Below are 16,043 nucleotides of genomic sequence, written 5' to 3' on the forward strand. Positions count from 1 at the left end.
GCCCAAGGATGGGCCATGGCGCTTTCCCCACAATGGCTGGATGAACTCAAGAGCAGGATTACCCTCTCCACGCTCATCCAGCGCGATGTTAAATTGCAGCGCGCGGGGCGTGAGTGGAAAGCGTGTTGCCCCTTCCATAACGAGGCGACACCCAGCTTCTACGTCAACGACCAGAAGGGTTTCTACCATTGCTTCGGCTGCCAGGCCCATGGCAGCGCGATCGACTGGATGATCGAGCAGCGCGGCCTGCAATTCATGGATGCGGTGAAGGAACTTGCGGCGGAGGCCGGGATGGATGTCCCCGCCCCTGACCCACGCGCTGCCGAACGCGCGGAAAAGCGGGCGAGCCATCATGATGTCATGGAGGCAGCGCAAAACTGGTTTGTCGCTCGGCTGGCGTCCGATGAGGGCATTGGCGCGCGGCAGTACCTAGAGCGGCGCGGCCTTTCCCAGCGCATGATCGAGCATTTCGGCTTCGGCTATGCGCCCGATGACAAGACCTCGCTCAAAAAAGCACTCAGCCAGTTTGACGAGAAAATGCTGGTCGAGGCTGGCCTGCTGATCGAGGTCGAGGACAAGATCCCCTATTCGCGCTTCCGCGGTCGGGTGATGCTACCAATCCAGGATGCCCGCGCGCGTGTCATCGCCTTTGGCGGGCGGATCCTCGAGGACCGCGATGGCGTCGCGAAATATCTGAACTCGCCAGACACCCCTCTCTTCGACAAGGGACGCAATCTCTACAATCTCCACCGTGCAGGGCCTGCTAGCCGAAAGTCTGATCGGGTGATTGCTGTCGAAGGCTATATGGACGTGATCGCGCTCGCACAGGCAGGCTTCGAAGATGCCGTCGCGCCCATGGGTACCGCCCTCACAGAGCATCAGGTCGAATTGCTTTGGCGCATGGCGGATAAGCCGGTGCTCTGCTTCGATGGCGATGCCGCGGGCAAACGCGCAGCCATGCGCGCCGCGAGCCGCACCCTGCCCCTGCTCCGCCCCGGCTACTCCCTGCAGATCGTGCAACTGCCCGCCGGGCTCGACCCCGATGACCTCATCAAGCAGCAAGGCGCAAAGGCGATGGAGCAATTGCTCGGCAATACGAAGTCGCTGCTCGACCTGATCTGGGAGCATGAGAAAGACGCACAGCCGCTCAATTCGCCGGAGGACAAGGCGGGGCTCAAAGCGCGGCTGATGGATCATGTCGATACGATCGAGCATCCCGACATCAAATCGCTCTATCGCCGAGAGCTGCTCGATCGCTACGGCGCCTTCGCTTTCCCGCCCAAGGAGTTCAAGCGCGGCGGATTCCAGCGCGGCGCAGCCTTTGGAAAACCGCAGATACAGCGCGCTTCTCCCGAAGTTGTCGGACAATTGCGCCGCGCGGCCGGTGGGGCCTTTCGTGACCAGCTGACGCAGGCGGTGCTGCACGGTCTGCTGCGCCACCCGCGCGAGATCCATCGCCACGCCGACGCTCTCTTGAGCCTCAGCAAGAGCGATCATCGCATGGCCGAAACTGTGGATTTCCTGCTCGATAACGCACAAGCGCTTGAAGCTGGGCGCGAATTGCCCATATCACCTTCAAAGGTCCTGCCACCGCCGCCGGATAAAGCCCGTTTCTCCTTCCTCAGCGAAGGTTCCGATCCAGGCGCCGCGAGGGAGGAACTGGCTGAAGCCGTTTCGCTGCTGGTTGAGAAACCGGCAATCGATGCGGCAATTGCTGCAGCCACCAAACGGTTCGATTCAGACCCCGAAGGGGCATTTGCGGAGCAGCAACGGCTTCGCAAACGAAAGCTGGAAATCGAAACGCGTCTGGGGCACATGGCAAGGAAACGTGCTGCCGCGCAGGCAGAGGCAAATTTATCGCCGGGTGAAAGTGATCCCACCACAGGCGAACAGGAAACGGATTGACGATCTGAATATGGCTTCCACCGCGAAAAAGAAAAAGCAGACCGAAGACGCTCCGCTGATCGATTTGAACGAATCTTCGCTCAAGAAGATGATCGCGAAGGCAAAGCGCAAGGGCTACATCACCTATGATGAGCTGAACGAAGCGCTGCCCAGCGACCAGATGAGCGCCGACCAGATCGAGGACATCCAGACGGCCCTGTCCGATATGGGCGTGCAGATCGTCGAAAGTGCGGAAGACGCCGAGGAAGATGACGACGGTCCGGAGGAGATCGCTCCGACCGGTTCGGAATCGCAGGATGCGGCCGCCAAGAAGAATGTTCCCGAAAAGAAGAAGTCGACCGCGAGCGAAGGCCGCACCGATGATCCTGTGCGCATGTATCTGCGCGAAATGGGCGCGGTGGAACTGCTCAGCCGCGAAGGCGAAATCGCCATTGCCAAGCGTATCGAGGCTGGCCGTGACACGATGATCATGGGCCTGTGCGAAAGCCCGATCACTTTCCACGCCATCATCATGTGGTCCGAAGCGCTCAACAATGAAGAAATGCAGCTGCGCGAGATCCTCGATCTCGATGCGATGCTGTCCAAGGAGCCGCCCGTCGACAAGATGGAGGAAGGCGCTGAAGACGACGACGATGGCGAGATTTCGGAAGAAACCGCCGGCCCCACCATCCGCGACGATGACGAAGATGACGACGAGGATGAGGACGGCGACGACGAGGACGGCGAAGGCTCGTCCAAGAAGGATGATGACGAGGATGAGGACAACACCATGTCCCTCGCCCAGATGGAAGCGGCGCTGAAGCCTGATGCCATCGAACGCTTTGCCCGCATCACCAGCCTGTTCAAAAAATTCGAAAAGCTGCAGGCCGAACGCGTCGACGTGCTCGGCGCTGGCGAAGCTTTCCCGAAGGCCAAGGAAAACAAGTACGAAAGCCTGCGCGAAGAACTGACCGCCGAAGTCGAAAGCGTGCAGTTCCACGCGACGAAGATCGAATATCTCGTCGACAATCTTTACGCCTTCAACCGCCGCCTCACCGCCCTCGGCGGCCAGATGCTGCGCCTGGCAGAGCGCCACAAGGTGAAGCGCATCGACTTCCTGCAGTCCTATGTCGGCAATGAGCTTGACGAAGGCTGGATGAAAGAAAAGGCGAAGAAGGATAAAAAGTGGGCCGCTTTCGCCGAGAAAGAGGCCGACGCAGTCGAGCGCATTCGCGCCGAGATCGCCGATATCGCCAGCCAGACCGGCATGAGCCTTACCGAGTTCCGCCGCATCGTGAACATGGTGCAGAAAGGCGAGCGTGAAGCGCGTATTGCCAAGAAGGAAATGGTCGAAGCGAACCTGCGCCTCGTGATTTCCATCGCCAAGAAATACACCAATCGCGGCCTGCAATTCCTCGACCTGATCCAGGAAGGCAATATCGGCCTGATGAAGGCGGTCGATAAATTCGAATACCGCCGCGGTTACAAGTTCAGCACCTATGCGACGTGGTGGATCCGGCAGGCGATCACCCGCTCGATTGCCGACCAGGCGCGCACGATCCGTATCCCGGTCCACATGATCGAGACGATCAACAAGCTTGTACGCACCAGCCGCCAGTTCCTGCACGAGCAGGGCCGCGAGCCGACGCCCGAGGAAATGGCAGAGCGCCTGTCCATGCCGCTCGAAAAGGTTCGCAAGGTGATGAAGATCGCCAAGGAGCCGATTTCACTCGAAACACCGATTGGCGACGAGGAAGATTCGCACCTCGGTGATTTCATCGAGGACAAGAACGCCATCATTCCTGTTGATGCGGCGATCCAAGCGAACCTCAAGGAAACCGTGACTCGCGTGCTCGCGTCGCTCACCCCGCGTGAAGAACGCGTGCTGCGCATGCGCTTCGGCATCGGCATGAACACCGATCACACTCTGGAAGAAGTCGGCCAGCAATTCTCGGTGACCCGCGAACGTATCCGCCAGATCGAAGCCAAGGCGCTGCGCAAGCTCAAGCACCCGAGCCGTTCGCGCAAGATGCGGTCCTTCCTGGATCAGTAGACATCGGCCATTGATTTCCAAGGGGATCACCATGAAAATCGTTTCCGCTCTCGCCGCCGCGGCGTTCACCGTGGCTTTGCCTTCGGCTGCGCAGTCGCAGGAAGCTCCCTCTGCCGCCAGCGAAACGATAGAGATGCAGCTCGCGCATCAGATCCTCGACACCGCCTATCCTGAGGATGTCCGCGAGCCGATGTTCATGGCTGTCAGCGAACAAATGGAGCAGCAGGTCATGGCTTCGGTTATGCAACAGGTCGGGGATGCACCCGCCGGGGCTCGCGCAGTAATACGCGAGTGGCAGGCTTCTATTACAAGCGAACAGCGCGAAATCCTCCGCCGCCATGTTCCCTCGCTAATGCAGGCATGGGCCGTATCTTATGCAAGTATTTTCAGCGAGGAGGAATTGCGCGACATCCTCGCATTCGTGCAAACCGATAGCGGTGCCAGTTTCATGCTGAGGACGAACGATGTGATCTCCGATCCCGCGTTCGCGACAGCCAATCAGGCCTACATTAATGAGACTATGGCCCTTATGCTGGAACGCATGCCGGATCTGATCCAGGGCTTGGTTGCAGCTAGCGAGACGGATTAGGGAGTGCGGGCCAAAATGCCATGTCCCGCCTGATCCTTTTCAACAAACCGATGAACGTGCTGTCGCAGTTCACCGACCGTGGCAGCCCGACCGCGCGTGCGACACTCTCCGACTTTATCGATGTGCCGGGTGTCTACCCCGCAGGCAGGCTCGACCGCGATAGCGAGGGGCTGCTGCTTCTCACGGATGACGGGCGGTTGCAGGCCCGGATCGCCGATCCGAAGTTCAAGCTGGAGAAGACCTACCTCGTGCAGGTGGAGGGTAAGCCAGACGACGCCGCGATCCGCAAGCTATGCGATGGCGTGGAGCTAAAAGACGGCCGCACCCGCCCTGCCCGCGCCGAGCGCATCGCCGATCCGCACCTCTGGGAGCGCGATCCGCCGATCCGCTTTCGCAAGAATGTGACCGACAGCTGGCTCCGCCTCACGATCCGCGAAGGCAAAAACCGTCAGGTGCGACGAATGACGGCAGCTGTAGGCCATCCAACTCTGCGGCTGGTGCGCTGGAGCATTGGCGAGTGGTCGCTGGAAGGTCTCGCTCCCGGCGATTGGCGCGAAGTCCCGGTCTAATCACCATCTATGCGTATAGTCGTCGGAGCATCTTCGCCCGGCCGCAGAACAGTGATCGTCCGCGCATCACGCAGCAGATCGGTGTCGACGAACCGGTGCATCGCATCGCAGCGCCCCGTTTCATCCAGATCGGCGAGATTCATATCGTCCACCGCAAGGACGGTGTCGCCCAGCGTCAAACCCGCAGCATGCGGCGCGCTTCCCTCGAAGATTTGCGATACCACGGCAGCGCCATCGCGAAACGTAATGCCATATCCAGCGTGCGGTGGCCGCAGTATGGGCTCTGGAAGGGGATCGAAGACAGCCCAGGACCCAGGATAATTCAGCGTGACACGATAGCGGTCCAGCATTGCCACACCCAAGAGATTTGGTGGGACGGCGCGGTTCTCGGCCGGCACGTTCGACAGAGTGGTCCCGCCCAGCACCAGACCGTCAAAACCGAAGCGCAGCAGCGATGTCTCCTCGCCCTCACCGCCCGCTGAAACGCCCATAGATCCGCGCCCTTCGCGCAGCGATCCATCGGTAATCGCTTCCCTCACCTCCACGCTCTCCAACATGTCGTCGAATATCGCGATCCCGGCCCCGCTGCCGGTGTCGAACAGCGCGCGATCTGCGATGTCGCCGATGCGATATTCGATGACCGGCGGATGCGGGTAGCCGGACTGCACCATACGCGCGCTTATCCTGCCAGACGGGGAATATGAGGGCGTATTCTGCGGCGCGCTGATGCGGATGTGGCTATTGGCCGCGTCAAATTGCCATATGGATTGAGGGAAGATCTCGGAGCCGATCACCCCGCCATCGAAAACGCATGATCCCATCTCGACCGTGGTAAAATCGTGTATGAGGACCGGCACGTCGTGAAATGTCGTTCCGCCAAGCGTGATCGTCTCGGCGATGGCGAATTGCATCTCCACAATCGCGCCATTGGCGTCTCGCCCGCGATTTGTGGCGATCGGCTGGAGGCCGAGTTCTTCCGCAAATTGACGGGAGATCACCGTGGGCGATCCGGTATCGAAGATGAAGCTTCGCCCCTCGCCATTCACGCTGGCTTCGATCACCATCTTTCCGAAGCGCCGCTCAAAGGGGATCGTGCTGGACGGCTCTGCCCGCTCGATTTGCAGCGGAGTCTGCAACAATTCGGCGAGATTGATCTCAGGGCCAGCATCTTGCCCCTGCGCAGGCGCAACCAGAAGCGCCAAAGCACAGACCATCGATGACGCGAGAACTTTCATTGATGCCTCCCTCTCCGCAGGGCCATAAGCCATGAAAGAGGTGAACCGTGCCTGTCCAAAACTCGGAAGGCTAAATCCACCGCCGGACTTTTTGCCGATAGGCCGCGAATTGCGCTCCGAATTTTTGCTCCAGCGCGGCTTCTTCGGGGATGATCTGGAACCCTGTAATATAGGCCACAAACAGCGCCACGCAGGCCACGCTCGCATAATTGCCCAGCCAAAGCCCCCATCCGAACAGCAACAGTGCCATGCCCAGATACATGGGATTGCGGCTAACGCGGTAGAAGCCGGAAACGACGAGCTGCTCGGCACGATCCGGCGCAAGCGGGTTCACCGTCGTCTCTGCCCGGATGAACGCCGCGACCGATATCAGTTCGATCATCAAACCGACCAAAACCAGCGCCGCCGCGACGATCCTGTGCCCCGCAAACGCAAAGCCGAGCGACGGCACTGCGCCCGCGACCCACCACATCAGCAATGCCGTGAGGAAACCGATTATCGGAGGCGGGATGCGATTGTTCATGGCCTGCGACGCCCCTCCTGTGCGCCAATCGATGCATCACAGACCTTTGGCGGTGCAAAATCAACGCCAAAAGGGTGGAGAGAATCGCTTCCCTTCCCTATGGCGGCCCCATGCGTATCGCCATCGCCTCAGACCATGCCGCAACCGAGCTGAAAGCCGAATTGCGCGACTGGCTTATCGAACAGGGTCACGAAGTGGCCGATCTTGGAACCAATCCGGGCGAAAGCGTCGACTATCCGGACTATGGCTTCAAGCTGGCAGAGGTCGTCGCGGACGGCACGGCAGAGCGCGGCATTGCATTGTGCGGCAGCGGGATCGGCATTTCCATGGCGGTCAATCGCAATCCCGCAGTGCGCTGCGCGCTCGTGTCGGAGCCGCTTTCGGCCGCCCTGTGCCGCGAACATAATGATGCGAACTGCATCGCCATGGGCGCGCGTCTGACGGGCGTTGAAATGGCGAAAGCCTGCGTCACCGCATTTCTCGAAACCGAATTCGCCGGCGGCCGCCACCAGCGCCGCGTGGACAAGCTCGCCAATTCATAAAGGCTGACATCATGGCTACCCAGGAAATCACCGCGCCCAATATGGATCGCTTCTGGAATGACGATCTGGCGACTGCCGATCCCGATATCGCCGCGGCGATCGACAAGGAACTCGCCCGCCAGCGCGACAAGATCGAGCTGATTGCGAGCGAGAACATCGCCAGCAAGGCAGTGCTCGAAGCGGCAGGCAGCGTCTTCACCAACAAATATGCCGAAGGCTATCCCGGCAAGCGATACTACGGCGGCTGCGATTATGCCGACGTGGTCGAGAACCTTGCGATCGAGCGGGCATGCGAGCTGTTCGGGTGCAATTTCGCCAATGTACAGCCAAATTCGGGCAGCCAAATGAACCAGGCCGTGTTCCTCGCGCTGCTGCAGCCGGGCGACACTTTCATGGGTCTGGACCTCAATTCGGGCGGTCACCTCACCCACGGCTCTCCAGTCAACATGTCGGGCAAATGGTTCAATCCTGTCGCCTACGGTGTCCGCAAGGACAGCGAAGAGATCGACATGGATGAAGTCATGGCGATTGCGAAGGAGCACAAGCCCAAGCTCATCATCGCTGGCGGCACCGCCTATTCGCGTATCTGGGACTGGGAAGCCTTCCGCAAGGTTGCCGATGAAGTCGGCGCTTACCTGATGGTCGATATGAGCCACATATCCGGTCTTGTCGCAGGCGGCGCGCATCCCTCGCCTTTCCCGCATGCCGATGTGGTGACTTCCACCACGCACAAGAGCCTGCGCGGCCCGCGGTCCGGCATCATCCTGTGGGATGACGAGAAGTACACCAAGCCGATCAACATGGCGGTATTCCCCGGCATGCAGGGTGGCCCGCTGATGCACATCGTCGCGGCCAAGGCGGTTGCTTTCCGCGAAGCGCTTCGCCCCGATTTCAAGGATTACGCGCATGCCGTGGTCGAGAATGCCCGCGCGCTTGCTGCGAGCATCGAGGACAACGGCCTGCGCATCGTATCGGGCGGCACGGACAATCACTCCATGCTCGTCGACCTCACCCCGATGGATGTCACCGGCAAGGCAGCGGAAAAGGGCCTCGATCGCGCTTACCTCACCTGCAACAAGAACGGGATCCCGTTCGACACGCGCAGCCCCTTCGTGACGTCAGGCATCCGCCTCGGCACGCCCGCCGGCACGACACGCGGCTTTGGCGTGGACGAATTCCGCAAAATCGGTGCTATGATCGTGCAGGTAATCGAGGGCCTGAGTCGCAATGGCGATGAGGGCGATGCTGAGGTGGAAGAGCGCATTCGTCGCGAAGTCGGCGAGCTGTGCGCAGGCTTCCCCGTTTATCCAGGAATGTAATCATGGCGAATGATCCGCGCAGAACCGATGACGATATTGACCGCTACATCCTGAAGGATGCCGTCGAAGAGGCGAAGGCGATTGGCCGCGAAGGGATGCAGCATCCCTCCACTAAACCAGTGCTTATTGGCGGCGCGGTAGGCGCTGTGGCTGGCGGGCTGCTGCTCGGCGCGTGGCCCATTGGCCTTGCTGCAGGAGCAGGCTTCATGCTCTACAAGCGTGTGAGACCGTAACTCTCCATGCGATGCCCATTCTGCGCGCATGAAGACAGCCAAGTCAAAGACTCGCGCCCCACAGAAGACAACACGGCGATCCGCCGCCGTCGCCAGTGCGAAGGCTGCGGCGCGCGATTCACGACATTCGAGCGCGTCCAGCTGCGCGACGTAACCGTCGTAAAATCGGGCGAGAAAGGCGGCGAGCCTCGCCGCGAGCCCTTCGATCGTTCCAAGATCGAACAGTCGGTCGCCCTCGCCTGCCGCAAGCGCGATATCGAACAGGAACGGATCGACCAGCTCGTGTCCGGCATTCAGCGTCAGGTCGAAACAGCAGGCGAAAGCGAAATTCCCGCGAGCCGCATAGGCGAAATGGTGATGGACGGCCTGCGCCAGCTCGACAGCGTTGCCTACATCCGCTTCGCCAGCGTCTATCGCGATTTCAGCGAAGCAAAAGACTTCCAGGAATTCGCCAGCACCGTGCAGGAAGCAGGCGGCCGCGATGTCGGGGGTGAGTAACACTCCGGTCATCGTGCTCGTCCGCCCGCAGCTTGGCGAGAATATCGGCAAGGCGGCGCGGGCTATGCTGAACTTCGGCTTTGCCGAAATGCGCCTTGTCGCGCCGCGCGATGGGTGGCCCAATCCGTCCGCAGGCCCCGCAGCGTCGGGTGCCGACGTGGTGCTTGAGAATGCCAAGGTCTTCGACACCACGGCAGAGGCAGTCGCGGATTGCGCGCATGTCTACGCGACAACGGTGCGCAAGCGCGGTGTGACCAAGCCGGTTCTCACACCGGAAAATGCCGCACGCGAAGTGGCGCAGCAAACCGGCAAGAGCGCCTTCCTCTTCGGGCCGGAGCGGTCCGGCCTGGAAACGGAGGATGTGGCCCTCGCCCGCACGATAGTCACCGCGCCGATCAATCCGGAGTTTGGCTCACTCAACCTCGCACAGGCGGTGATTCTTGTCGCATACGAGCTATCCAAGACCGCGGATCTCCACATTCCCACCGAAGAGGAATTGCTTCCCCCTGCCCCGCAGGATGAGTTGGAAGGCCTGATTACCCATCTGGAAACCATGCTGGAGCCGAAAGGCTACTTTTTTCCCAAGGATCGCGCCGAAGCCACAAGGCGCACGCTGCGCGGCGTAATGACCAAGCCGGGCTGGAACCATCTCGAAGTGCGCACTCTGCGCGGCGTCTTGTCAGCCCTGGAAAAGCCGCCGCGCAAGACGGATTGAGAGGTTCAGTCGGAGTTCAGCGGGAAGAGTGAAGTTTAATCGCCTGAAATAAAGGGGTGATTATGATGAGCCTTCTGACGATCGTTGCCGCGAGCACCGTCGCACTGTATCCGGTCGAGCTGTCCGACCCGCTTCTCACTGCCGACGACACTTTTGTTTCAGAACATGCCCGCCTGCTGGTGGGAGAGAACAATCTCGGCATCCTGCACTGCCTCGATACGGATGAAATGCGCGGGTTTGAGCGCATCTGCCTGACCAGCGATGAGTGGCAGCAGATTTTCGATCGCATCGCGCAGAACGCATCTGCAGATCAGCGGCAAAGTACGATCGGTCTCAGCCAATGGCGCGCCAACGGCCGCACCACCTCGCTCACCCCTTGACTTTACGCCTCGCGCAGCTAAATGCGCGCCTTAGCTGAAATTGGCCCCGCACCCCGGTGAAGCGGTGGCCGCATCATGGAACTCGCCATGGTGGTGCGATGCCGGGTTGAATGGTCGTCATGTGGGCGATCCAGTGAATTGAAAGGAATCGACTTATGTCGAAGCGTACACGTGCGAAGCACAAACTTGACCGCCGGATGGGTGAAAACATCTGGGGTCGCCCGAATTCCCCGGTTAACAAGCGTTCCTACGGCCCCGGCCAGCACGGTCAGCGCCGCAAGGGCAAGATGTCCGACTTTGGCCTGCAGCTGCGCGCCAAGCAGAAGCTGAAGGGCTATTACGGCGACGTTACCGAGAAGCAGTTCAAGGCAACCTACAAGGATGCGAGCCGCATGAAGGGCGACACGGGTATGAACCTGATCGGCCTGCTCGAGCGTCGTCTCGACATGATCGTTTACCGCGCCAAGTATGCGCCGACGATCTTCGCCGCTCGCCAGCTCGTTTCGCACGGGCACATCAAGGTCAACGGTGTGAAGTGCAACATCGCCTCGCGTCGTTGCGACGTGGGTGACGTGATCTCGCTGGGTGACAAGGCCAAGGAAATGGCGCTGGTCATCGAAGCACAGAGCCTGCCCGAGCGTGAAATCCCCGACTATGTGGTCGTGGACGGCAACGACAAGGTTACTTTCAGCCGCGTTCCGACGCTCGATGAAGTGCCTTATCCGGTGCAGATGGAACCGAACCTCGTGGTCGAGTTCTACTCGCGCTGATCCGACGCGGATTTGCGACAAAAAGGGGCGGTCCTTCGGGGCCGCCCTTTTTCGTTTCAGCTTGTCGCAATTTCGGGAACTTCCCCGCGTTTTGAGCTATTTACGTTTTGCTATGACCCAATATCGCTTCGTAACCGAAAAGCGCCAAGGCAAATGGTATGACCGCCTCAGTCAGGCGCAGGCCTATGCCGAGCGCATTGGCGCAGGGTTTCTCGATGCAAAGGGACGTTTCGTCGCCTATCGCGGGACGATTCTGGAAAAGCGGGAAAAGCCGCTCAGCGCCTGAGCAGGCCTAATCGCGTACCCGGTCCCATTCGTCGAATTCGTAGGCGATCGAGCCTTCGACGAGAGTTTCCCAGATATCGGCAATGACCCATTCCGGGATGCCCGCCATGCGCGCTTCTTCCACCGCAGCAGCGATAACCGAAGCCTTGCGGTCCTCATCGCGCACCGTGTCGCGGCTCGGTTTGATGCGAGCGGCGGCGCGCATATAGCCAAAACGCGTGGCCAGCAGCGCAACAAGCTCGCGATCGATCGCGTCGACGCCTTCGCGCACGTCCTTCATCGTGGCGCATTTTTCCGGAGCAATGGGCAAAGAGAACAGCCTTATCGGTTTCGATTGAGACTATTCGCCTAGATGCTCGGCAAGGAAGCTGTCAATCGCCAGCAGCATGTCCCGGCGCACTTCCCCATGGTCGAGATAATGATCGTATCCGTCGAACTCGAAATAGGTCACATCGGCGCCCGCATCCTGCAGCCGGTTTTCCATTCGGCGTGACTGTCCATGATCCACGTTGATATCATCCGTGCCGTGAAACAGAAGGACCGGGGACCGGAAGCTTCCAGCGTTCTCAGCCGGACTGCCTGCATCGACATGGGGACCATCGCCAACGAAACGGCGCACCACCTGGAAATTGGTGTACGCGCGGGCCTGCTCCACAAGCAATTCAAGATCGGTCACCGGCGCGATGCCAACCACCGCCTGATACAGATCGGGATCAAGCACCTGCGATTGCAGCGCCGCATAGCCACCATAGGACCAGCCCACCACGCCCAGCCGCTCAGGATCGGCGATACCTTCCGCAATTAGCCATCGGCCCGCATCATTCACATCGCCGACCGCGGTTTCCCATTCCTGAAAACCGTTGCGACCGAACCAATCCTCGCCATAACCGGCCGAACCGCGGAAATTGGGCTGAAGCACAGCATAGCCCCGCGCGGCAAGGAACTGCACCATCCAGTCAAATCCCCATTCATCGCGCGCGCCGGGGCCGCCATGCGGCATTACGACCGCGCCGATCGGTCCCTCTGTTCCGGCAGGCATCGTCAGATAGCCGGGGATCTGGGTGCCGTCAGCGGCGGGAAAGGTGATCGCGCGCATCGGCGCCATCTCCAATTCGGAGACGTGGTCGCGAAAAGGCAGCAAGGGCGACATCGACATGGAGTCACGCTCAAGCAGATAGGTCATACCGGGATCGACATCGCTCGATGCGACCACGAGAAGCGTGTTTTCATCGGCAGAGGCATCGGCAATTCCGATCAGCGGATTGCCCGGCAAGGCGTCCCGCAACTGGCCCGCCAACCTTTCCAATGCCGGGTCGAAATACTCTACCTGTCGCTTTTCCGTGGCGTAGGTCACACCGACAACGCGCCGCTGACGTCCGATGCGAATAAGCCCATCGACGTCCACATCGTCACGTCCCAGCACAAGCTCCGGCGTGCCGCTGCCATCCAGTGGAACCCGATACAGGGCATCGAATCCGTCGAGGCTTTGGAGACCGAAAGCCGAATTGCTGGCAGCATCGACCGCGATGGGGCGGAAATTCGACAGATCACCTTCAAACGCGATCCACCGGTTTGAGCCGGCTTCGCGGTAGTAATATTCGGTTTCGCCTGTCAGCCGGCCGACATTGTTCCGCAGTCTGCGTATCTTGAGGCGGATTTCGCCATTGTCATCTGCGATATAGGCAGAGGCGAATTCGTCGGGGGTCTCCACCGTGCGACGACGATTGCGGCTGACATCCACCATTTCGACGCCGAGCCCGGTGTCGGTATTGGCCAGACGCGTGCCACGCGTATCCTCTTCGAGGAACTGGCGCGTCATGAGAATGCGGTTTTCCTCGCCTTCGACATCGAGCGAAACGACCGAGCCTCCGTCCTGCATGATGCCATAGGATCGCGCTGACCGGCGTGAAGTCAGCAATTGCGCATCTTCTCCTTCGATTGCCGGGATCGACAGCATGCGGGAGTAATAGATCGGCGTGCTGCCATCGACCCGGGTGAAGCCGATGATCTCGCATACGAGCCATTGCTCATTCGCCCAGTCGCACTCGGTCAGTTCAGCGTCGGGCTCATTCAATGTGCTGAGCAGGCGCGGCTCCGCAGTGCCATTGAGATCGATGGTGTAGAGCAGTTCTGCCGTACCATTGTTGGATGTGATGTAGGCAATCTGTGCGCCCGATGGCGACAGGCTGATGTCCAGCACGGTGGGGCGTGCCCCGAAACGTGCCGCCAGTTCTTCAGCTTCACTCGTCTGCGCGAAAGCAGGCGCACTCAGCGCCAGCGCGACAATGGAAGCGGCGGCCCCCAAGGCTCTGATTGTCATACGAATCCCCTTTTTCGGGGAGCCTAACGCGCTACTTTTCTTTTTCAAGGTAGTCGCGGCGGAAGTCCTTGGCGAAGCTGGAGAACGCGCCCGCCGAAATGGCATCACGCATCGCCTGCATCAACTGCTGATAGAACCAGATATTGTGCTCGGTCAGCAACATTGCGCCGAGGATTTCGCCGGACTTGTGGAGGTGATGGAGATAGGCGCGCGAGTAGTTGGTGCAGGTGGGGCAATGGCAGCGTTCGTCGAGCGGGCCGGTATCTTCCTTGTGCTTTGCATTGCGCAGATTGACGGGGCCACTCCAGGTAAAGCCCTGCCCGTTGCGACCTGAGCGGGTTGGCAGGACGCAATCGAACATATCGACGCCGCGCTCCACCGCGCCGACCAGATCATCGGGCTTGCCGACACCCATGAGGTAACGCGGCGCATCCTCTGGGAGCATACCCGGCGCATAGTCGAGCACGCCGAACATGGCCTCCTGCCCTTCCCCCACGGCGAGACCGCCTATGGCGTAGCCATCGAATTCGATTTCGCGCAGCGCTTCTGCGGACTGGCCACGCAGCTCCTCGTTAAGCGCGCCCTGCTGGATGCCGAACAGGGCGGAGCGAGCTGCGTGCTCCTGTCCGCTGTCGAACCCGTCGCGGCTGCGCTTTGCCCAGCGCATGGAAAGCTCCATGCTCTCGGCAATTTCTTTCATCGGTCGGTCAGCGCGCGGGCATTCGTCGAACGCCATCACGATATCCGACCCCAGCAGTCGCTGGATTTCCATGCTGCGCTCAGGCGTCAGCATATGTTTCGAGCCATCTATGTGGCTGCGGAATTCGACGCCCTTTTCGGTCAGCTTGCGCAGGTCGGAAAGGCTCATCACCTGATAGCCTCCGCTGTCAGTCAGGATCGGGCGGTGCCAGCGCATGAACTCGTGGAGGCCGCCAAGCCGCGCGATGCGCTCCGCACCGGGGCGCAGCATCAGGTGATAGGTATTGCCAAGGATGATATCCGCGCCGCTCGCGCGCACATCCTCGACTTTCATCGCCTTCACCGTGGCAGCGGTGCCCACAGGCATGAAAGCAGGCGTGCGGATCGTGCCGCGCCGCATTTCGATCTGCCCCGTGCGCGCCTTGCCGTCGGTCGCAGAAACAGTGAAGCGGAAGCGAGGCTTGTCAGAAGCCATAGATCAGCGTGAATCTGGTCAGAGTATCCGTGCTCACCGCGCCTGCGGGCGGATTGCTGTCATATTCGATAGTCCAGGAAAGCCGTGCCGTCAGGCTGTCGCTAATGCCTGCCTCAATGCCCGTGACTGCCGACAGGCTGGTGTTCGAGCTATCGACAATCAGCAGCGCTTCGCCGCCCGTTTCGACAGTCGAATTTGCATCCTGCGTGAATTTAATCGTGTCACTCACCTGCCAGTCGAAATCGAGGCCGAGGAGGCCAGCAAGGCGGCTTGTCGACGTGCCATCGACAAATTCCGTCACGCGGTATGCGGGGCCGGCTTTGACCGAGAATTCGACCGCATCATTATCGATCACCCGGTAGCCGAGACCGCCGGAGGCCGAATAGCGCGCGGAGAAGCCTTGCCGGCTGTCGCGTTCGAACTGCGCCAGACCGAAGGCAAATAGCCGCTCGTTGATCTGGTAACGCGGTTCATACTGGACCTGAAATTGCTCGCGCGACGTCACACCTTCAGAGCGGCGATAATCGGCGGAAGCGCGCAGGCGATGCTCCCAGTCGATCCCCTCGCGCTCCAGCTGGAGAGCGGCGGTCACGCCGAACTCATCGCTATTGCCGGTCGATTGAAAACCGCCGATCTGCCCTTGGCCGCTCCAATTTTCGAACAGCCCTGCCTGCCGGATTTCAGCCTCTTCAGCCGCTGCGGTCTCAGCGGCGAGAGCGGCCTGTTGCGCCTGATAATCTGTCCAGATCGCGTCGATCTGCGCCCTGTCGTCGGGAAAGGCAGCGCGCGCGGCATTGATGACCGCTTCCACATCATCGGCATCGCCATTCGCGATCGCAGCGTCAATCATCGCGCGCGCTGCGTCTGGCAAAGGATCGTCCTGCGCCGCAGCGGGAGTCGCCAGCGCAAGCCAAGCAAGAGCAATAATGGGCTGTTTTATCATGTGCGGCTCGC

General features: G+C 60.4%; 18 protein-coding genes. 12 read left to right on the forward strand and 6 right to left on the reverse strand.

What is annotated here, in order from left to right:
- Positions 1 to 15 precede the first annotated feature (15 nt).
- From dnaG to O2N64_RS12545, 4 genes are read left to right on the forward strand one after another with little or no spacing between them, the layout of a single operon-like run.
- Entirely contained in the window at positions 16 to 1,905 is a 1,890-nt protein-coding gene (gene dnaG, locus O2N64_RS12530) for a DNA primase (protein WP_271077922.1), read from the forward strand.
- Positions 1,906 to 1,915: 10 nt separating this feature from the next.
- Positions 1,916 to 3,937: an RNA polymerase sigma factor RpoD gene (gene rpoD / locus O2N64_RS12535; RefSeq protein ID WP_271077923.1), complete on the forward strand. Its 2,022-nt coding sequence runs from the start codon at positions 1,916 to 1,918 to the stop codon at positions 3,935 to 3,937.
- A 31-nt stretch (positions 3,938 to 3,968) separates the two neighbouring features.
- Positions 3,969 to 4,526 carry a hypothetical protein gene (locus O2N64_RS12540; protein ID WP_271077924.1) on the forward strand — a complete coding sequence of 186 codons (558 nt, stop codon included), beginning with the start codon at positions 3,969 to 3,971 and terminating at the stop codon, positions 4,524 to 4,526.
- Positions 4,527 to 4,546: 20 nt separating this feature from the next.
- Positions 4,547 to 5,095: a pseudouridine synthase gene (locus O2N64_RS12545; RefSeq protein ID WP_271077925.1), complete on the forward strand. Its 549-nt coding sequence runs from the start codon at positions 4,547 to 4,549 to the stop codon at positions 5,093 to 5,095.
- Here O2N64_RS12545 and O2N64_RS12550 read toward each other — a convergent pair.
- Together O2N64_RS12550 and O2N64_RS12555 are read right to left on the reverse strand one after the other, a co-directional pair.
- Entirely contained in the window at positions 5,092 to 6,330 is a 1,239-nt protein-coding gene (locus O2N64_RS12550; protein ID WP_271077926.1) for an aspartyl protease family protein, read from the reverse strand. The genes O2N64_RS12545 and O2N64_RS12550 overlap by 4 nt on opposite strands.
- A gap of 70 nt (positions 6,331 to 6,400) precedes the next feature.
- Positions 6,401 to 6,853 carry a methyltransferase family protein gene (locus O2N64_RS12555; protein WP_271077927.1) on the reverse strand — a complete coding sequence of 151 codons (453 nt, stop codon included), beginning with the start codon at positions 6,851 to 6,853 and terminating at the stop codon, positions 6,401 to 6,403.
- A 110-nt stretch (positions 6,854 to 6,963) separates the two neighbouring features.
- On the opposite strand from O2N64_RS12555, the gene rpiB reads away from it, so the two are divergent.
- The 8 genes from rpiB (at position 6,964) to O2N64_RS12595 (ending at position 11,596) form a co-directional block, all read left to right on the forward strand.
- Positions 6,964 to 7,395 carry a ribose 5-phosphate isomerase B gene (rpiB, locus tag O2N64_RS12560; RefSeq protein ID WP_271077928.1) on the forward strand — a complete coding sequence of 144 codons (432 nt, stop codon included), beginning with the start codon at positions 6,964 to 6,966 and terminating at the stop codon, positions 7,393 to 7,395.
- Positions 7,396 to 7,406: 11 nt separating this feature from the next.
- The gene (glyA, locus tag O2N64_RS12565) at positions 7,407 to 8,714 is read left to right on the forward strand and encodes a serine hydroxymethyltransferase (protein WP_271077929.1); all 1,308 of its coding nucleotides are present in this window, start codon (positions 7,407 to 7,409) and stop codon (positions 8,712 to 8,714) included.
- Positions 8,715 to 8,716: 2 nt separating this feature from the next.
- Positions 8,717 to 8,947 carry a hypothetical protein gene (locus O2N64_RS12570; protein ID WP_271077930.1) on the forward strand — a complete coding sequence of 77 codons (231 nt, stop codon included), beginning with the start codon at positions 8,717 to 8,719 and terminating at the stop codon, positions 8,945 to 8,947.
- 6 nt (positions 8,948 to 8,953) lie between these two features.
- A complete protein-coding gene (nrdR, locus tag O2N64_RS12575) occupies positions 8,954 to 9,445 on the forward strand; it encodes a transcriptional regulator NrdR (RefSeq protein ID WP_271077931.1) in 492 nt (163 codons plus the stop codon).
- Positions 9,429 to 10,160 carry an RNA methyltransferase gene (locus O2N64_RS12580; protein ID WP_271077932.1) on the forward strand — a complete coding sequence of 244 codons (732 nt, stop codon included), beginning with the start codon at positions 9,429 to 9,431 and terminating at the stop codon, positions 10,158 to 10,160. The genes nrdR and O2N64_RS12580 overlap by 17 nt, the downstream gene beginning before the upstream one ends.
- 62 nt (positions 10,161 to 10,222) lie before the next feature.
- Positions 10,223 to 10,540, forward strand: coding sequence for a hypothetical protein (locus tag O2N64_RS12585; RefSeq protein ID WP_271077933.1), 318 nt, complete (start codon positions 10,223 to 10,225; stop codon positions 10,538 to 10,540).
- Between the two features lie 155 nt (positions 10,541 to 10,695).
- The gene (rpsD, locus tag O2N64_RS12590) at positions 10,696 to 11,310 is read left to right on the forward strand and encodes a 30S ribosomal protein S4 (RefSeq protein ID WP_271077934.1); all 615 of its coding nucleotides are present in this window, start codon (positions 10,696 to 10,698) and stop codon (positions 11,308 to 11,310) included.
- A gap of 112 nt (positions 11,311 to 11,422) precedes the next feature.
- Positions 11,423 to 11,596 carry a hypothetical protein gene (locus O2N64_RS12595; protein WP_271077935.1) on the forward strand — a complete coding sequence of 58 codons (174 nt, stop codon included), beginning with the start codon at positions 11,423 to 11,425 and terminating at the stop codon, positions 11,594 to 11,596.
- Between the two features lie 6 nt (positions 11,597 to 11,602).
- Here the strand turns inward: O2N64_RS12595 and O2N64_RS12600 are convergent, their stop codons facing one another.
- The 4 genes from O2N64_RS12600 to O2N64_RS12615 are packed head-to-tail and all read right to left on the reverse strand — an operon-like array spanning position 11,603 to position 16,032.
- Positions 11,603 to 11,875: a chorismate mutase gene (locus tag O2N64_RS12600; protein ID WP_271077936.1), complete on the reverse strand. Its 273-nt coding sequence runs from the start codon at positions 11,873 to 11,875 to the stop codon at positions 11,603 to 11,605.
- 60 nt (positions 11,876 to 11,935) lie between these two features.
- Positions 11,936 to 13,915, reverse strand: coding sequence for an alpha/beta hydrolase family protein (locus O2N64_RS12605; protein WP_271077937.1), 1,980 nt, complete (start codon positions 13,913 to 13,915; stop codon positions 11,936 to 11,938).
- A 31-nt stretch (positions 13,916 to 13,946) separates the two neighbouring features.
- Positions 13,947 to 15,089, reverse strand: coding sequence for a tRNA guanosine(34) transglycosylase Tgt (gene tgt / locus O2N64_RS12610; protein ID WP_271077938.1), 1,143 nt, complete (start codon positions 15,087 to 15,089; stop codon positions 13,947 to 13,949).
- Positions 15,079 to 16,032: a DUF481 domain-containing protein gene (locus O2N64_RS12615; RefSeq protein ID WP_271077939.1), complete on the reverse strand. Its 954-nt coding sequence runs from the start codon at positions 16,030 to 16,032 to the stop codon at positions 15,079 to 15,081. Before O2N64_RS12615 ends, tgt begins: the two co-directional genes overlap by 11 nt.
- Positions 16,033 to 16,043: the final 11 nt, after the last annotated feature.

The sequence above is a fragment of the Aurantiacibacter sp. MUD61 genome (assembly GCF_027912455.1).
Taxonomy (GTDB): Bacteria; Pseudomonadota; Alphaproteobacteria; order Sphingomonadales; family Sphingomonadaceae; genus Alteraurantiacibacter.

Coding starts and splice junctions, on each gene's coding strand:
- dnaG (WP_271077922.1), top strand. CDS start 16: ATGGCGCTTTCCCCACAATGGCTGGATGAACTCAAGAGCAGGATTACC.
- rpoD (WP_271077923.1), top strand. CDS start 1,916: ATGGCTTCCACCGCGAAAAAGAAAAAGCAGACCGAAGACGCTCCGCTG.
- O2N64_RS12540 (WP_271077924.1), top strand. CDS start 3,969: ATGAAAATCGTTTCCGCTCTCGCCGCCGCGGCGTTCACCGTGGCTTTG.
- O2N64_RS12545 (WP_271077925.1), top strand. CDS start 4,547: ATGTCCCGCCTGATCCTTTTCAACAAACCGATGAACGTGCTGTCGCAG.
- O2N64_RS12550 (WP_271077926.1), bottom strand. CDS start 6,330: ATGAAAGTTCTCGCGTCATCGATGGTCTGTGCTTTGGCGCTTCTGGTT.
- O2N64_RS12555 (WP_271077927.1), bottom strand. CDS start 6,853: ATGAACAATCGCATCCCGCCTCCGATAATCGGTTTCCTCACGGCATTG.
- rpiB (WP_271077928.1), top strand. CDS start 6,964: ATGCGTATCGCCATCGCCTCAGACCATGCCGCAACCGAGCTGAAAGCC.
- glyA (WP_271077929.1), top strand. CDS start 7,407: ATGGCTACCCAGGAAATCACCGCGCCCAATATGGATCGCTTCTGGAAT.
- O2N64_RS12570 (WP_271077930.1), top strand. CDS start 8,717: ATGGCGAATGATCCGCGCAGAACCGATGACGATATTGACCGCTACATC.
- nrdR (WP_271077931.1), top strand. CDS start 8,954: ATGCGATGCCCATTCTGCGCGCATGAAGACAGCCAAGTCAAAGACTCG.
- O2N64_RS12580 (WP_271077932.1), top strand. CDS start 9,429: ATGTCGGGGGTGAGTAACACTCCGGTCATCGTGCTCGTCCGCCCGCAG.
- O2N64_RS12585 (WP_271077933.1), top strand. CDS start 10,223: ATGATGAGCCTTCTGACGATCGTTGCCGCGAGCACCGTCGCACTGTAT.
- rpsD (WP_271077934.1), top strand. CDS start 10,696: ATGTCGAAGCGTACACGTGCGAAGCACAAACTTGACCGCCGGATGGGT.
- O2N64_RS12595 (WP_271077935.1), top strand. CDS start 11,423: ATGACCCAATATCGCTTCGTAACCGAAAAGCGCCAAGGCAAATGGTAT.
- O2N64_RS12600 (WP_271077936.1), bottom strand. CDS start 11,875: ATGAAGGACGTGCGCGAAGGCGTCGACGCGATCGATCGCGAGCTTGTT.
- O2N64_RS12605 (WP_271077937.1), bottom strand. CDS start 13,915: ATGACAATCAGAGCCTTGGGGGCCGCCGCTTCCATTGTCGCGCTGGCG.
- tgt (WP_271077938.1), bottom strand. CDS start 15,089: ATGGCTTCTGACAAGCCTCGCTTCCGCTTCACTGTTTCTGCGACCGAC.
- O2N64_RS12615 (WP_271077939.1), bottom strand. CDS start 16,032: ATGATAAAACAGCCCATTATTGCTCTTGCTTGGCTTGCGCTGGCGACT.